This window comes from Membranihabitans marinus, assembly GCF_021729155.1.
Classification (GTDB): Bacteria; Bacteroidota; Bacteroidia; order Chitinophagales; family Saprospiraceae; genus Membranihabitans; species Membranihabitans marinus.
The window spans coordinates 53,943-71,705 of sequence record NZ_JAJQYA010000018.1; the positions used below are offsets into that span (position 1 = coordinate 53,943).

Genomic DNA, 17,763 nt, shown 5'->3' on the forward strand with positions numbered 1-17,763 from the left:
TTTGCGCACAATTGATAAAAAAAACTTGTTAATCAAGGGATTTATATATTAATTTGCGCTAAAATTGTTTCATAAAATTAGAATATCATGTCGAGCGTAGCTGAAAAAGTTAAAAAAATTATTGTTGATAAATTGGGTGTTGACGAATCAGAGGTAACACCAGAGGCTAGTTTTACAAATGACCTAGGTGCTGATTCATTGGATACAGTGGAGTTAATTATGGAATTCGAGAAAGAATTCGATATATCCATCCCTGATGAGGAGGCTGAAAATATCCAGACAGTAGGACAAGCCGTTTCATATGTTCAAAAAGAAGTTGAGAATTAATTATAATAATTAATACTTTTAGCCCTCTTATTTGTAAAAAAGTAAGAGGGCTATTTTTTTTGAATAAATTTTGATCGTAGACCTTCCCAGCTGTTTTATGTCAAATTGCGTAAATCAATAAATCGGAGGTTTTAGCAATTTTAAGTTGCTGGAATTAGTTAAGTTGAGGCTATTTGGCCTAATATTTAAAACTAAGGAATGTTTTTTTATTATATTGAGATGTGTACTTTAGTTAATAGGGTGATCTTAATTTAGTTAAATTTTTTTTAATACTTTTATTGATATTTTTAATGTTATCAGGTATTAAAGGAGTCCATTAAAAATTATTATTTAAAAAAGATAATAGACCAAGAGAAAAAAAAAGCTGATGAAAAGAGTCGTAATAACAGGAATAGGAGCCATCACTCCCATAGGTAATAATATAGAAGAATACTCGAAAGCGCTAAAAGAAGGGCGCAGTGGAGCGGATTACATTACGCATTTCGACGCCACTAAATTTAAATCTACTTTTGCTTGTGAAGTGAAAAATTTTAACGGCGACGAAATTTTTGGCCGAAAAGAGGCTCGAAAAATGGACATGTTTAGTCAGTACGGCATGGTGTCTACCGAGGAAGCCATTCAAGATAGTGGTATCGATTTGGATGCTGTAGACTTAGATCGCGTCGGTGTAATTTGGGGTTCTGGTATTGGTGGTTTAAGATCACTTGAAGAGCAAATCGAAATCAATTCTGATTACGATAAGGATCCCCGTTACAATCCTTTTATGATTCCCAAGATGATCGTAGATATCGTTCCTGGTCAAATCGCCATTCGATATGGTTTGAGAGGGATCAATTACGGTACTGTGTCGGCATGTGCATCATCAAGTCACGCCATCATCAATGCAGTGGACAATATAAGATTGGGCCGTGCTGATGTTATTATTTCGGGTGGATCGGAAGCAGCAGTTACCAGAGTAGGTATTGGAGGATTTTCAGGCATGAAGGCTTTGTCCAATCGCAATGACGATCCCAAAACCGCTTCTCGCCCCTTTGATCTTGACCGAGATGGTTTTGTGTTGGGAGAGGGTAGTGGTACCGTGATTTTGGAAGATTTAGAACACGCTCGCAAGAGAGGTGCAAAAATATATGCCGAAGTATTGGGTGGAGGTATGACCGATGATGCCTATCATATAACGGCTCCTCATCCCGATGGCCGCGGTGCTGCCAATGTGATGAGAAATGCATTGCAAGAATCTAAAGTCAATACCTCTGAAATCGATTATATCAATGTTCATGGTACATCTACTCCACTAGGAGATGTGGCCGAAGTGAAGGCGATTTTGGAAATTTTCAAGTCAGATGCCTATCGTTTAAATATATCTTCGACTAAATCTATGACAGGTCATTTATTGGGAGCTTCTGGTGCCATTGAGGCCATCGCTTGTATGATTGGTATGCAGGAAGGATTTGTTCCACCCACCATCAATCACTTTACCGATGATCCCGATATCGATGCCCAGTTGAATTTGACATTTAATGAAGCCCAGGACAGGAAGATCGAGACCGTATTGTGCAATACTTTTGGCTTTGGCGGTCATAATACTTCCTTTGTTTTGAGAAAATTCTGATTTTAAATAGGCAAGCATTGATTCAAAAAATATATAATTACTTTTGGTCTAAAGACAAATATTTTATCCGAAATATTCGGGAGCAATTGGGTTTTGTACCTAAAAATTTGTTTTTATTCAAGCAAGCCTTTATTCACAAAAGTAACCAAGATCCATCCTATCAAATCTCAAATGAACGACTTGAGTTTTTAGGTGACGCCATACTTTCAACCATTATCGCGGAGTATTTATTTAATAAATACATCTATGAAGACGAAGGGTTTTTGACCAAGATGAGGGCGAAAATTGTGCAGCGAAAGACCCTTAATAAGGTAGGGAAGGACTTGGGTTTAGATGTTTTTCTCAAGCACTACAATCAATTGAAGCTAAGTGATTCCATGCTGGGCAATGCCTTGGAGGCTTTATTGGGCGCTATTTATATAGAAAAGGGCTATAGTTATACCAAAAACTTTGTCATCGATAAGATCCTTCAAGACCATCTCGATATTCATTCTCTTGAGAAAAAGGACGAAAATTTCAAGAGTCGATTGTTGGAATGGTGCCAAAAGCATAGTAAGGAACTTGAATATGAATTGGTGGAAAAATACCGTCATCAGAAACGGGATCGATTTAAGGTTGCCGTATTGGTCGATGGAAAAATTATTGCAGAAGCTTCGGAATTCAACAAAAAGGGAGCAGAGCAATTAGCTTCCCAAAAGGCCATGAGTTCTTTGGGATTGATTAAAGTACCGGTTCAAGGATAGATAGATGATAGATCCGGCTGAATTTGTGACCAATAGTCGATTGTCATTGATGAAAGCGGGATTGGAGGTTTGGGCCGATTGGATGTCCAATATGTACGAGAAGCCCATCTTGGAACATCTCCAAACATTTGAGCAAGAGCGGTTTCAGATAGCATCGTCAATGGTGGATGCCAAGCTCGGTAAAATAGGGCAGAGGTTGCGCCTTCTAGACGCCAGTGTTGATCGTACGGATTTGGATGGTTTTTTTTATCATTGGACTTATCTTCAGCTATTGTTGAGCTTTTGGCAGCGCTACGATGATTTAAATCCTTCTTTGCAGCTGAATTTACTCTATCAATCCGGTCTGAATTTTACAAAGAAAAATCTCGCTACTGCGCCCAGATTAGAGGGGCGGTTTACGGTTCTGTATCAAGAGTTTGAAAAGGTGGAGAAGTTGCGACAGCGCGAGGTTTGGTTTCTGGATAAAGATGGGGGAAGATTTCATTTACTGCGAGATTTTGCATTTGGCAATCAACCATTTGAGCAAACATTTATAACCGGGAGAGATTATGGCGGACAATTGATTCCCTTGCCTTTCGACGGCAGTGTTCGATGTTGGAAAGAGAATTTGGCCCTTATGGCGGTTTCTTCAGAAGCATTGGATTGGTCGAAGTATGTCTGTGATTTACATAGCTTGAATGAGAAAATGCATGATGTTTTACTGCTAAATCCATTTTTGGAAGCGCTTCCTGTGGTATTGTCCTTGCAAACTGTTTATGCAGATGGTGAGTGGTATATGTTAGATCATCAGAGACAGAGGTTGTCGAAATTGGTCGGAAGTGATTTTGTAATGCAAAGTATTTTTGCTGCCTGTTATTATCAACCGACCGTTGTTGTAGGGTTATGGTCTCGGATGGGATTTCAACCTTGGGCTACTGTACAAGATGGTCAATATCAACCTGTGTTGTTGTGATGACCGAATGAAGTTGCTCAATGGAGCAACCAAATGTCCTTAATATGACTGAATATAGTGCGAAGCACCAAAGGTCGTAAATCGACCTTTGATGAAGGAACCACGACCTCTGTGTCGTGGGTGGGGAAGCCAGGATGAGGGAACCGAGGCCACTGTGCCGAGGCGTGATTGCCCTCAAAATCGTATAGAATATGCCACTGTGCCGAGGTGACTGAATGAAGTTGTCCGGAGGATGACTGAATGAAGTTGTCTGGAGGACAACCCAATCCAGTAAATGTGGATTGGATGAAGGAACCAAAGCCACTGGCTTTGGGTGTGAACGAGCATGACCGAATAAAGTACAAAGTACCGATGATCCAAAAGTGATCATCGATGAGGGAACCGAGATCTCCTGATCTCGGGTGGGTGGCCAAAAGCACCAGAGCCCGTAAATCGGGCTCTGGCGAGTGAAGTCGCAGCCACTGCGCTGCGACAAGAATACATAAAATTCGACAGCAAATTCTCACTGTGCTGCGACGAGATAGCATTTAAATTGACAAGCATAAACTACGATTGCAGTAATAATATAATAATGGATGAAGGACCCGGGGCCACTGGCTCCGGCGTAGTATCAATAAAATTTCATGGTAATCTTTACTGCGCTGCGACGAGACTGCACTCTATATTTGAAAAACGTAGAGACACGACTAAATGAAGTAGTCTGAAAGACTACCAAATGCCCATTGAGGGTATTTGATGAAGGAGCCGAAACCTCCGTGTTTCGGGTGGGTCGGCCTTGCGTCTCCAAAATAATGTCAAATGAGACGCAAGATCTTGCGTCTCTACTTCTCGGCATGATTGCTTCCTGGTCGACTATAATGATATAGCCTTCAGAATTTAACCCTAAAAGGGTGATGGATAAAATTCTCGCATACATTTTTCTCTTTTATTATCCCAAAATTCCACTCAAGTATTCTAGGAATATTTCACTATTAACTATATTCAAGAGATATGAGGTCATCTAAACAATGTTAAATTGTGTATTTGTATAAAATTTTTTCGTACATTGAATATATTTTTAATTATATAGAATGACTCCGTCGTGAATACCACATCGAAAGTTTATACTATAGTTTTCTATTTATACAACCCCTCTCAGTATCGATTATGCTACCATAGTGTAGGATACAATAGTGTGAAACATGACGTTTCGTGATTTGTGATACTAGAATAGTGTTCAAAATTATTGTTGTATTTAATACCTTGAAATGAGGCCCCAAAAGGACTAATAAGTGAAAATAAGTTGGCAGTAGTGCCCAACCAATTATTTTCTATTATTAAATCCAAAACAAATGTTGTTTATGCCGTCATTATTCCATCTAGCCATCCTGTGCAGTTTGTCATGGCTTATCTCTTGTCAGTCTAATGAGGATCAAGTCATTGTTATACCAGAAGAGGAAGTTTCTATTTTCGACCTTGTTGAAGACATTCAATTCCTCCGATTGGGCCATCCTTCCCAAGAAGAATCCCTGTTCTCCCGTATTCAGAACGCTTTCTTTTTGGACTCTTTTATTGTCTGTGGGCAAAACGGCATTGATTATAACGACCATGGTCAATATGAATACTTCGATTATCAAGGTCGCTTTATCCGTCGCTTCTCTGCCCACAATGTGCTTAACGAAGGATTCTTTTATACATCGTTATTTCAGGCCAATAACGATGGGTTATACATGACTGATAAGGTCCGCAATCAAACTTACCACCTCAATCATCATGGTCAACTCATTGATCAATTCGCCCCCATCAATCGGGCCTCTATATATATTCCAATTGATGAAGATTTAGTACTCTATTCGTATAATCGAGCAATGCCTGAAAATGTGTTAGACGGAAATGAATACTACGATTTTTTTCTATATTCTCAAAAACAAGGTGAAATTATTAATAAGGGAGTAAGGGATATTCCAGAGTATTTAAGATATTCTTTTGGGGATATTCAATTTAATTTTTCAAAAAATAATACAATATATCACAGTACGATACATGACCCTAACTATATTATTTATGAAATAAATAAAAATGGATGTTCAGAAATCGATCGACTAGTTTTTTCAAAAAACATGATTGACGAGAACCAAATAACTCATAATCAAAACGGTTTTATTAATCTTTCCTATTACTCTGACAATAATGTCATATTCGACGTCTTTGCTATTCAACGAGACAATAATCACCTATATGGAATCATCAATCAAGGTGTAAAATCCAACTACTTATTTAAGAAAAATATGCGTACGGGGCAATCTCAAGCTACACGAATCAACTGGCATGACATGGTCAAAGACAACAATATTTACCGTAGTAACGTGATCAATTACAGTGAAGATGGTTATCTAGCGATCTTTAGTCCTGCTATTGACTTCAAACCTTTTCTCGATGCCAATGAAGAAATGTTGAAGCCCTATTTGATCAACGATTTTTCCGACTTCTCTTACGATGACAACGACGTCATCATCCTCATCAAGTTTAAGCCAGAGTACTATCAAATGTAAAAATGTAAGCTATGAGATCTTTCTTCCATCTAGCCATCCTTTACTGCCTTTACTGTTTGACTTCTTGTCAATCTAAGGTGGATCAGGTCATTATTATACCAGAAGAAGAAGTATCCATCTTTGACCTTGTGGAGGACATTCAATTTCTCCGACTCGGTCATCCTTCCCAAGAAGAGTCCCTTTTCTCAGCAATTAAACACGCCTTTTTTCTCGACTCCTTCATTGTCTGCGGGCAAAACGGCATTGATTATGGCGATCATGGACAATATGAATACTTCGATTATCAAGGCAACTTTATTCGACGTTTTTCCGCCCACAATGTACTCAAAGAAGGTATTTTTTACACTACTTTATTTCACGCCGATAACAATGGCCTTTATATCACGGATCGCGTGCGAAACCAAACCTACCACCTAAACCATCACGGCCATCTCGTTGAACAATTTCCTCCTATAAATAAAGCTTCACTTTACATTCCTTTGAATGAAGATATAGTGCTCTATACCTATTGTAATAAAAAACCTAAAGGATTAATAGATGATGATGAATTTTATGATTTTTTTCTTTACTCGAAGCGTCAACAAAAGGTGATTCAAAAAGCCGTTACAGAAATTCCTGAATATGAAAGAATTTTTTTTAGCGGCGGTCAATTCTTATATACTGGTAATAACACCATATATCATTCTACCGCATACGACTTTCAATACATTGTTTATAGTATGAATACCTCTCAGATCGAAGAAGTCGACCGACTTAAATTTAGTCAAGGTATGATTCAAGTAGATCAATTAACCTTTAATAAAGCTGGTATGCCCATTAAATCCTATTACTCTGATAATGATATTATTATTGATGTTTTTGCCTTGCAAAAGGTAAAAAACATGGTTTATGGTTTAATAATGAGAGGTTGGAAAACCAACTATGTTTTTAAGAAGAATTTGAGAAATGGCAGTTCTCAAGCTATCCGAATCAATTGGCATGGCCTGGTCAAAGATAATTATATAGATCGAGGCAAGATAATCCATTACAGCAAAGACGGATATATAGCCACCCATAGTCCTGCCTTTAATTTTAAGCCTTTTCTCGACGCCAACAAGGAAATACTTGAGCCCCACTTGATTAACGATTTTTCCGACTTTTCCTACAATGACAACGACGTCATTATCCTCATCAAGTTTAAGCCTGAGTATTATCAAATGTAAAAACTATAACTCAAAATCGATTAAATACTTATAATATGCTCGACTTCTATGGGGCACTACAATGGCATTTATTATTAGGTGAATAGCGTTGTCCTTGAACCTGCCTATTTTTACTGAGATAGGTGATATAAAAGTTTAACTGTCATTCTAAAAATCACTTAGCATACATGTTTTCCCAATCATTTTGCAGGCTTATGCCACAATCCTATAAAAGCGTTCCCATGATCCTCATTTTTAATTTAAATCGTTGTCCAAATTCCGTTGCATTGAAAACAAAGCTACATTCATTCTCTATTCAGTGTATATTACTGCTCCTATTCTTACTTTAGATGTATTCTAACATGGCAGAAATAATAATTTATTTTATACCTGATCAGGTATATTTCAGTCAAATAACTATTAAATTATACCCGTAATGGTATATTTTTAATGTGAATTCATAAATATATACCCAAAAGGTATAAGTGAGGTGAAGAATTTGAGTCAAATTGTTAATAAAGAAGGAAGTCTATTGGGTTGACGCAAGAAGACCTATCCTTCAATGCTAAGGTAGGACTATGATTTATTAGAGATCCTGAACATGGAAAACGAAGCTTGCAAATGGATAAAGTGAATCAGGTGCTGTTATTATTTGGTCATGAATCTTATTCAATAAGAAAGAGATGACGAAAGCACTATTATTTATTTGAAAAATGGGCAAAGAGTCCTGAAATGAAGGATTCCTTTCTTGCTAATGACCATTTTAAAATGAGATTCGGATATATAGGTGTTCTAAGGAAGGCAAGAACTACCTATAAGCAGTGCCGGTAGGGCGCGAATGTTATTAGAAATGGGTCAAAATGTATAGAGATGCTATGCTGGCCATTGGTTATTCACAAATTTAATTCAAAATAAATAATGTAATAATGGACAAAGCGAAAACAGTTGACGATTATTTTAATGCTCAATCAGAAAAAGCGAAAAAAGCACTGATCGAATTAAAAAAGTGTATTCTTGAAGTTATACCTGATGCGACTGAATTGTTGAACTATAATATTCCTGCATATTCATTGGTAGTGGGTGGAAAAAGAGAACAGCAAATTATGATAGCTGGCTATAAAAACCACGTAGGATTTTATCCACATCCTACGACTATGGAAAAGTTCGACGCGGAATTAAGTGAATTTAAAAGAGGGAAGGGTTCTGTTCAATTTCCATTGGATAAACCGATACCCAAAGACCTTATTATGAGAATGATAAAATACAGATTGGAACTAGTATTGCAAGGGGGTAATTGAATATTATTAAGGTAGGAAATAGGTTATTATTCGTATAAATTAAATCTTTTTTTGTTCGATAATTTACCTTGTTGTAGAGTGAAAAGTCACTATTTTTTGTAAACTATAACACGATATACAATGCGATTAGAGACATTTATTAACACAGGTAATTATAAGGATAGAAAAACAAATAGGCCAGGTATTTCTGTATAGGCTAGGAGAACAGGACATATTGGATACAAATTCTCCACTTTAAACTACAAAAAAACCCTTGCAATTCATTGAACTACAAGGGTTAACAAAATATGTTGGCGGTCCGGACGGGACTCGAACCCGCGACCTCCTGCGTGACAGGCAGGCATTCTAACCAACTGAACTACCGGACCAACACTTTTATCTTAAACAAGTCGCTTTTAACTTGATGCTATTATTTTTAAACTTTAAGTCGTTACCGTCTTACCGTTTTAGCGAATGCAAATGTATAACACTATTTTAAATTCTCAAAAGATATTTTCATTAATTTTAAAAAAAAATATCAATTCAAGGTTTTCTCTAAAATCCTTTAGTAAATTCGCATAGAACAAATCGACAAATTATGGTTTTTTTAGAGTTTGAAAAACCCTTAGAAAGTCTCTACGAACAATTGGATAAAATCATTGAAGTAGGCAAAGAAGGTGACATCAATGTGGATCCAATGGTCAAAAAGCTGGAGCGCAAAATCAAAAAGACACAAAAAGATATATATCAAAATTTGAATGGCTGGCAGCGCGTCCAGTTGTCCAGACACCCCAACAGACCCCATACCCTATATTATATCAATGAAATATGTGATGAATTTATAGAGCTTCACGGTGATCGCTATTTCAGTGACGATAAAGCCATCGTGGGGGGATTGGGAAAAATAGATGGTCAGACTTTTGTGTTAATCGGCCATGAAAAAGGAACCAATACCAAATTGCGTCAGTACCGAAATTTCGGTATGGCCAATCCAGAAGGATATAGAAAATCATTGCGATTGATGAAAATGGCAGAGAAATTTGGTTTCCCAGTTATATGTATGATCGATACCATGGGAGCCAATCCTGGTATTGAAGCCGAAGAACGAGGTCAGGCCGAAGCCATTGCTCGCAATATGTTTGAAATGGCCAAATTGAAAACCCAAACTATGTGTTATATCATCGGTGAAGGAGCCAGTGGGGGAGCCATTGGATTGGGAATCGGTGATCGAGTCTTTATGTTTGAAAACACTTGGTATTCTGTAATTTCTCCAGAATCCTGTTCGCAAATACTTTGGCGCAGTTGGGATTTTAAAGAACAAGCTGCTGAGGCCCTAAAATTGACTTCTGACCACATGGCATCATTTGGTTTGATTGATGGAATTGTTAAAGAACCCCTAGGTGGTGCTCATTCCTTTCCAAAAGAGACGGCAGCTATTTTTAAAGCCCATATATTGGAAGAATCTGCTAAGCTTAAAGAAAAGGAAATCAGTGTTTTATTAAACGAAAGGATTGAAAAGTACAGTGCTATGGGGGAATATCTTTTAAATCCCAAAGAAGCCGTATCTGCTAAAAAGTGATAATTTTGTTTGGTTTAATGTAAAGATTGAAAAAGGTATTTCTATTTTTACATTTTAATAATGCAAAAGGAAAGCGCGAAGAGCTATTTATATGGTGGATATACAGCAGTTTAAAGGTACAGGTACAGCATTGGTCACTCCATTTACCAAAGATGGAGCTATAGATTATGACTCATTAAAGCGTCTGATAGAATTTAATATAGAAGGAGGGGTGGATTATCTGGTTTGTTTGGGTACCACTGGTGAGGCAGTCACTCTAAACCGTCCCGACTGTCAAGCTATTTTGGATTTTACGGTTGAAGTGGTGGCGGAGAGAGTACCTATTGTATTTGGTGTATTTGGTAGCAATAGTACGGAGATTGTATTGGAGAGACTGACGGGCTATTCCTTGGACGGCGTTTCCGCCTTGTTGTCGGCTAGCCCATACTACAACAAACCATCGCAAGAAGGGATTTTTCAGCACTATAAAGTATTCGACGAGCAAAGTCCTCTGCCCATTATTATATACAATGTGCCTGGGCGTACTGCTTCCAATATCAGTGCAGAAACCACTTTGCGCATTGCCAAGGAGTGTAAAAACATTATCGGTATCAAGGAAGCTTCTGGTAATTCGGATCAAATAGCTTCTATCTTAAAGCATAGACCAGACGATTTTTTGGTGTTGTCCGGTGATGATCCTACGGTATTGGGTTCTATGGCCTACGGTGCTGATGGGGTGATATCGGTTGTTTCAAATGTTTATCCAGATATTTGGTCAAAGATGATTCGTTCTTGTCTTAACGGCGATTTTGCTGAAGCTAGAAAATTTAACGCTGAACTTATAGACTTGCACCAATGGTTGTACATCGAAGGCAATCCATGTGGGATTAAAGCCGCCTTGCAATATAGAGGTATCATTAAAGAGCGTCATGTTCGACTGCCCTTGGTTCCTCTTTCTGAAGCCAACTATGCCTCTCTGAAAAGAGAAATGGACTTGGTGAAAGGATAATTTTTTGCAAATAGTCGTACTTGCGGAACTGAAGCTATCATTTCTTTTTGTTATTACTACGAAATGTATTTATAAATGATAAGCTCACCCACCCACGAAAGGGAGGTGAACGAATGAAGTTGCACAAAGTGCAACCCGATGAACTAAACGTCCATCGGATAAGAGAAGTCATGCTCTGTGGCATGACTAGAATTTTTGAAAACTGACGTGTTGGTTTAGATATTATATGGACTGATTATATCTATCAAGATTTTAATATATAATGTTCGACCAATTATTTTTGCTATCGGTTCTATGAAATATCGTCATGCCGTAGTGGGCATAACTTCTATCACTAGAGTCCGATTTTTGGATTCTGATGTAATCACGACGCTCGTAGGAGGAAAATATCTTAATCAATTGAATTATGCCTTTTCGGAAATTGTGATAGTTTGCTAAAATAAGAGTTGGCTGTTGGCTTATTTGGCCCTCCTATGAAGCTTAAAACTGGTCGTCTTTTATTGATATTAATATATCCCCACCCCGTGGGTTTTTTAACTATCATTGTTGGTGACTCAATAATATAAAAAGGTTATAGCTATTGTAAATAAAAAGATCCACTGGAGAGATATTTGAATAATCAGAGTGGAAAACAAAGGTTGATAGCTTATACATTTTCATTATTCTCAACTTATTCTATAGTCACAGTGGAGGAAGTCAAAAATATTGATTGATCGCTTTGGGGATCAAATATCTTTTATGTGAAATTCATTTAATCTGAGGATTAAATTTATGGTTTTCTTTTGGTGTATTTGGGTTTAAGGGGGTTTCTGCTGGGTAAATTCTGTGTATTTTATTTATTACAATATAAAAATATATTTTGTATATTGTTTGTTGAAATATTACTTTATTGGTGAAGGATGTAGATAAAAGGTGAACGAACCAAGTATAAAAATATGCAAACATGGAATATTATAGGGATATCAGAAATCAAATTTATGCCGATATGGCCTATAGACTAGGGAAAATTGTTACTCATTATGAAAAAGTAAATGTGGATGAGGAGAAGTTTGAAGCAACTCTCAATATATCTGTACTTCAAACGCTTATGACCCATTGCCATGAATATGTTCGCATAATGACACGTGGAGATCGTAAGAATTCCATTTTTTCGAAGACAATTTCGGAAGCAAATTGGGGAATTGACGAAAATTGTTGGGTTGAAAATACATTTAATGAGGAGCTCACCTCACAGAATTTTATTCAGCGAATAAGAAATGGTCTGAGTCATCCAACCAACATTGATATAGATAGTGATTTTCCATCCACAGGATTTACGACCCTAAAAAACAAATCAAATACAATAGAGGTGTTTAGATTTATTAATTCACCTGATACCAGAAATAATCGGCTTAAAGAGTTTACGGAGGAACAAGTACGTAGAACAATCTATACTCGAGAATCGAGTTATCAAGATATTTACCATGAATTTCCGGAAGATATCAATTATCGTGAAAAAGAAGGTAAGATAGGTAAGTATTACATGGTCAGCAAGGGAAGGCAATTTGCAAGAATCTCCATTATCGACCTATCAGTAGATCAGCTGGGAAACTTTGTTAAAAATTTAGCCAATTATTTAGCCCAGCCGATTCAGAAAGATTGGGATGGTGTCACTGTTAATGATTTATTAGCCGCATGAAAACATTGGTTTACTTTGCATCAGGCCCTCCTAAGCCAGCCTATCAACAGCTCGATTACGACAGGGTAATTTTAATTGACAATTGCTTCGGGAATAGAAGTGTTTATTCTAGTCCTGTTTTTAATAAAGGAAAAGTCACCTGAATTGGAATGGATTGTCTGAGATCAATACAATATTTAAAGAATAATGGAGTAGAAATTGATTGCTTTGTGTCGTTGAATGAAGGTCTAAATGAAGGAGGTGGTAGTTATGCCATTAATTCAGATTTTTTTCTGGGCTATGTAATGCCTTTATTAAAAGACCAGTATCTTCATATTATGAGTAAATCATACTATGGAGGACAATATAGGGTGAGTATGAATCTACCTTATGATAAAGTGGAAATATTGAACGATCATGAAGCTTATCTAGCTCCCAATACCTTTTCAGATTATAGACGGTTCATAGATCGGGCCCAGGTTTTTCAAATGACCAGAACGTCAACGATTCGAGAAATTTCCATCCCATCGAAAATTAAAGTATCTGTTCATCACGACAGCATCTGGAATCACTATGACGATCTTGACGTGTTGGGGGTATCCTGCATTTCAAGAGATCAGCGTTTCTTCTTCGAAAGTATTCACAAAACCATTGAACTTAGCCGTGCTTCTATAGAAGGAATATTAAACTATTGTGAAGTCAATAAACTAGAAAGATTAGGGTTGACTCCATGGGCCAAAGGGAAGTATGCTTCCTTTATACAGAAGGTGAGAATTTATAGGGCGGATTATCCCAAGAAGATTCAACTATTTCATTTAAATAAAAATGATTATAAAATACTAAAGGAGTATTCTGAAGATAAAGAGTGAGATTTTTAGAATTTATCATTATTTAATTCCGTGGGCTATTTCAAAATTGGTTTTTTCCCTATGTTATTTTTCATTGTCCATTGAGGACTTTTTTCTTGTCATTCAAAGTTTATATTATTCTATAATTATAGGTTGGCTGTTGAATAACATGTCGCTTTTATGGAGCTTGAAACTATTCATCTTCTTTTTCTATTAACATATCGCCACGCTGTGGCTTTTCTTACTATCATTGTTGGTGACCCATACTATAAATAGGTTATAGATATTGAAAATAGTAAGCTCTACCGGAGAGAAATGAGACTGAACGGATTGGAAATAAAGATTGCAAACTGATCACGATATTTAAACTTTTCCATCTCCCCAAAATTCTTCCCATTACTTCCACTTGTATTTACTATTTTAGAAGTTTAAAGCAATCTATTGCCATCACCTCAAACATTCGAAAAATACCAAAAAAATGAAGCATAAATTTGAAATATTGGGGCTTTGTATCGCATGGTTTGCCATTCTGGCACAGTTTGTTGTAATGGTTCAAAACAGGCAAGCCGAGATGTTGGAAACCATTTTGCGTTTCTTTGGTTTCTTCACCATTCAGACCAATATTTTAGTGGCATTGTTTTTTACCGTATCTGCCTTCAACATTACAAGGCCTCCCTTCAAAGTACTCTTGACCAAAGGAAGCATTACCGCACTCACTGCATTCATACTCATTGTAGGATCGGTATATCAGATAGTTTTGAGGAGTATCTGGGAACCAACGGGACTTCAATACGTGGTAGATGAATTGTTGCATACTGTCATTCCATTGTACATGCTTGGATACTGGATATTTAATGTCGAGAAACAGGATTTGCCACTAAAAAAGGTATTGAATTGGTTACTCTATCCACTGATTTATCTAGTATTTGTAATCGCAAGAGGCAGTCTGTCTGGATTTTATCCCTATCCATTTTTAAACATCGATGAAATTGGATTTGAAAAGGCTCTGGGGAACATCGCTATTATTTTTGTGCTGGCACTGGTTTTATTGGCCACTTTGTCCTGGGGTGGAAAAATTATAATCAAGAATAGATCTACCAAATAGTAGAAGTTTTGATGAGAAGAGAACCTCAGGCCTATGTTTTGTGACGAAAAATGAGCTATTTGGCTATTTCGTAGTGATGCCGGCGACAACACTATATAAAAATATAAAAAGTTAATCGCTCAACCCAAAGGGGGGCATTTTCAAAATACCTCCAATTTTTTATTGAACGGCTAAATGAAAATGATAACAGTAGAATTAGCAAAGAACTGGATCAAATTATCGTACATTTAATCTATTTCTATTCTTTTACAAACCGATATTAATAATTAAAACCTTGCAAAATGCTAAAAAATCTATTTGTTTTGATATTCATTTCTACCATTTTGTCGGGGTGTCAACAAAAACAAAAGAACTTATATAAAACAGCGGAATTTCAACAAGGGTTTCCCGAAATATTAGGACCAATTGAGAAAAATTTGCCGTTCAAAATTCAAAGTCATTCAATTTTGAAATCCAATAATGATTCAATCGATATTTATATTGGAGTTCTTAAGCAAGGCGAACAATTTGGAAATTGGATTGCATTGGTTTCGAATAATCAATTAAAACAATTTAGTACGATTGATTTTAAACAAAATTCTGTAAATCAAAAAGAAAATGATATCGATATTGAATTTAATAATTCTACAAACAGAGTATCATTAAGGATTAAAGAGTTAGTAAATTTAGAAAATAGAATCACCTATTCTTGGATCAACCAATCAACATTAACAGATTCATTGACTGTTTTGAGAATCGACCAACCTCTTGTTAAAGGAAAAACTTTGCCTTCAATTGAACTTACCGATATTAAGGGAGACAAATTGAATTTGAATGACATCAATGGACAAACTATTGTTATAAATTGGTGGGCAGTTTGGTGTGCACCTTGTAGAAAAGAAATCCCTGGATTGAATAAATTAGTCGATAAATATTCAGGTAAAAACGTAAAGTTTGTTTCAATTACCGATGACTCTAAAGATAAAGTTTCTAAGTTTCTAGAAAATAATGAATTCCAATATGACATTACATTTATTTCTAAAGAGGACAGAATACTCTTTGGTAACTCATATCCTAAAAATATTGTAATCGATAGCGCTAAAACCATAACATTTTACAAAGAAGGTGGAAATGAATTTGTATGGCAAGAAATTGACCAACATCTGACGGAAATGAATAATAATAAATAAGCACTATTGCTATCACGGTGAATAAATGATCGCTTATTTCACTGCCGACTTGCGAATATTTCTTTGGAATATTCTATCTGTTATTTTTTTACTAAAACACGTAATTGATTATAAATTAAATCAATATCTCCATAATTTGAATAAAATAAGAAGAGAAAGAATGATTGATTAAAAAAAATAAAATTAATGCTTCCTGACTTTTTTGGCCTAAATTTTAGGAAATATAAATCTTATCGTGTTCACAAGTGGTTGTATAATGGTATTTGAATTATGCATAATCTTAACTGCATTTTTTTAAGTTGCTTTTTGTCTCTATATACTGTCTGTTTTATTATACTTAATCCACTACGGTAGAATAGGGTATGTTGTAGTCAACCAATTTTAATAATCCATTAATAAACCATGTTACAGATTACGTCAATTTCATTATTCTTCCTTTTTACGACGATTTTTTTATCAAAATTTAATATCAATATCTTAAAAGGTATTTATAACTTGCTACCATGACTTTGAGTATTAATCATTTTATTATTGCGGCCTATTTGATATTGGCATTTTCTTGTACTGAAAAAGAAAATAATGATTTCACTTTTGTGCAAATGTGTGACACGCAATTGGGGATGGGGGGCTACGAACACGATGTCAAAAACTTTGAATGGGCGGTGAATCAAATCAATGAATTGAATCCAGATTTTGTCATAATTTGTGGCGATTTAGTGAATACGGCCGATGATACGTCGGTTGCAGATTTCAAAAGAATTATGGCCGGTTTTAACATCCCCTGTTATCCTGCACCGGGCAATCATGACGTGGGCAATCATCCCAATGATACTTCGCTCAGCTATTATAGAGAAACTATAGGGGAGGATTATTACAAATTTCAAAACAAAGGTTATTCATTTGTGGTGACCAATACGCAATTGTGGAAAGCAGATGTCGGCAGTGAATCGGAAAACCACGATCGATGGGTGAAGGAAACCCTTCAAAACCACAATGCCGACAACCAATCCTCTTTTGTAATCGGCCACTATCCATTATATACAATATCTCCTGACGAAGAAGAGCACTATTTCAATATTCCATTGGCTAAAAGGGAGGAATTGTTTCAATTGTTTGAAGAAAACAATGTAGTTGCCTATCTGTCAGGCCATACCCATAAAAGGACGATTAATCAGTACAACAATATTCAATTAGTAGGAGGGGAGACTACGAGTAAAAATTTTGACGGTTTACCCATGGGATATAGAGTATGGAAGGTGTCGACTGATACCCTTCAGCATCATTTTGTTCCATTGGATTCCACCATCGTGAGTGAAATGGAAAGCCAGTGAATTTCGCTCCACCTACCAGCCCTTTATGAGATGAGGGTATAGACTGTGACCATTGCCCAATAAATCTTTATCATTATTCTGCCGATATGTATCTGTGATCTAGACAGGGCAAATTGATAAGCTCAGTCATACCTCGGCACAGTGGCATCGGTTCCATCGTCAAATGCCGATTTACGGCATTTGGTTGCCATTCTGGCAACTTTACTCAGTCACACCCACGCCTCGGCTAGATTCCATACTTATTTAGTGTGCTATCTCGCTATAGCACAAAAATGAATGTCTTGAATTTTTATTAATACCAAGCCAGAGCCAGTGGCCTAAAATCTATCGAATTTTGATGAGATCATGCCATTCGAGCTTAAAAAAGTCCTGAAAGGACGTAGTCTAATAGCATAGGGTACCACCCTATGACATGAATGTTATTTAAGGCTAAGTCCTACAGGGACGACATAATATCAAAAGATGA

15 protein-coding genes and 1 tRNA gene are annotated in these 17,763 nt (G+C 36.5%); 14 read left to right on the plus strand and 2 right to left on the minus strand.

Annotation, left to right across the window (positions count from 1 at the left end; genetic code table 11):
- Positions 1-87: 87 nt before the first annotated feature.
- The 4 genes from LVD51_RS12310 (at position 88) to LVD51_RS12325 (ending at position 3,631) form a co-directional block, all read left to right on the plus strand.
- The gene (locus LVD51_RS12310) at positions 88-327 is read left to right on the plus strand and encodes an acyl carrier protein (RefSeq protein WP_236971679.1); all 240 of its coding nucleotides are present in this window, start codon (positions 88-90) and stop codon (positions 325-327) included.
- 367 nt (positions 328-694) lie between these two features.
- Positions 695-1,936 (plus strand): beta-ketoacyl-ACP synthase II, encoded by a 1,242-nt coding sequence (fabF, locus tag LVD51_RS12315; protein WP_236971680.1) that lies wholly within the window; start codon positions 695-697, stop codon positions 1,934-1,936.
- Between the two features lie 17 nt (positions 1,937-1,953).
- A complete protein-coding gene (rnc, locus tag LVD51_RS12320; RefSeq protein WP_236971681.1) occupies positions 1,954-2,679 on the plus strand; it encodes a ribonuclease III in 726 nt (241 codons plus the stop codon).
- A 4-nt stretch (positions 2,680-2,683) separates the two neighbouring features.
- Entirely contained in the window at positions 2,684-3,631 is a 948-nt protein-coding gene (locus tag LVD51_RS12325; protein ID WP_236971682.1) for a hypothetical protein, read from the plus strand.
- 17 nt (positions 3,632-3,648) lie between these two features.
- Here the strand turns inward: LVD51_RS12325 and LVD51_RS12330 are convergent, their stop codons facing one another.
- Complete coding sequence (locus tag LVD51_RS12330; protein ID WP_236971683.1) at positions 3,649-4,158, minus strand: hypothetical protein; 510 nt, start codon at positions 4,156-4,158, stop codon at positions 3,649-3,651.
- Positions 4,159-4,971: 813 nt separating this feature from the next.
- On the opposite strand from LVD51_RS12330, the gene LVD51_RS12335 reads away from it, so the two are divergent.
- From LVD51_RS12335 to LVD51_RS12345, 3 genes are all read left to right on the plus strand, one after another.
- Positions 4,972-6,162, plus strand: a complete 1,191-nt coding sequence (locus LVD51_RS12335) for a hypothetical protein (protein WP_236971684.1) — start codon at positions 4,972-4,974, stop codon at positions 6,160-6,162.
- 11 nt (positions 6,163-6,173) lie between these two features.
- Entirely contained in the window at positions 6,174-7,364 is a 1,191-nt protein-coding gene (locus LVD51_RS12340) for a hypothetical protein (protein ID WP_236971685.1), read from the plus strand.
- A 905-nt stretch (positions 7,365-8,269) separates the two neighbouring features.
- Positions 8,270-8,641, plus strand: a complete 372-nt coding sequence (locus LVD51_RS12345) for an iron chaperone (RefSeq protein ID WP_236971686.1) — start codon at positions 8,270-8,272, stop codon at positions 8,639-8,641.
- A gap of 291 nt (positions 8,642-8,932) precedes the next feature.
- On the opposite strand, the gene LVD51_RS12350 is transcribed toward LVD51_RS12345, so the two are convergent.
- Positions 8,933-9,009, minus strand: a tRNA-Asp gene (locus tag LVD51_RS12350).
- 209 nt (positions 9,010-9,218) lie between these two features.
- On the opposite strand from LVD51_RS12350, the gene LVD51_RS12355 reads away from it, so the two are divergent.
- From LVD51_RS12355 to LVD51_RS12385, 7 genes are all read left to right on the plus strand, one after another.
- The gene (locus LVD51_RS12355; protein ID WP_236971687.1) at positions 9,219-10,199 is read left to right on the plus strand and encodes an acetyl-CoA carboxylase carboxyltransferase subunit alpha; all 981 of its coding nucleotides are present in this window, start codon (positions 9,219-9,221) and stop codon (positions 10,197-10,199) included.
- Positions 10,200-10,290: 91 nt separating this feature from the next.
- Positions 10,291-11,187: a 4-hydroxy-tetrahydrodipicolinate synthase gene (gene dapA / locus LVD51_RS12360; protein WP_236971688.1), complete on the plus strand. Its 897-nt coding sequence runs from the start codon at positions 10,291-10,293 to the stop codon at positions 11,185-11,187.
- Between the two features lie 943 nt (positions 11,188-12,130).
- Entirely contained in the window at positions 12,131-12,865 is a 735-nt protein-coding gene (locus tag LVD51_RS12365) for a hypothetical protein (RefSeq protein ID WP_236971689.1), read from the plus strand.
- A gap of 209 nt (positions 12,866-13,074) precedes the next feature.
- The gene (locus LVD51_RS12370; protein ID WP_236971690.1) at positions 13,075-13,713 is read left to right on the plus strand and encodes a hypothetical protein; all 639 of its coding nucleotides are present in this window, start codon (positions 13,075-13,077) and stop codon (positions 13,711-13,713) included.
- 457 nt (positions 13,714-14,170) lie between these two features.
- Positions 14,171-14,797, plus strand: a complete 627-nt coding sequence (locus tag LVD51_RS12375; RefSeq protein WP_236971691.1) for a Pr6Pr family membrane protein — start codon at positions 14,171-14,173, stop codon at positions 14,795-14,797.
- 281 nt (positions 14,798-15,078) lie between these two features.
- The gene (locus tag LVD51_RS12380; protein ID WP_236971692.1) at positions 15,079-15,966 is read left to right on the plus strand and encodes a TlpA family protein disulfide reductase; all 888 of its coding nucleotides are present in this window, start codon (positions 15,079-15,081) and stop codon (positions 15,964-15,966) included.
- A 503-nt stretch (positions 15,967-16,469) separates the two neighbouring features.
- On the plus strand, positions 16,470-17,297 hold the full coding sequence (locus tag LVD51_RS12385; protein WP_236971693.1) for a metallophosphoesterase: 828 nt from the start codon (positions 16,470-16,472) through the stop codon (positions 17,295-17,297).
- The last annotated feature ends 466 nt before the right edge of the window (positions 17,298-17,763 follow it).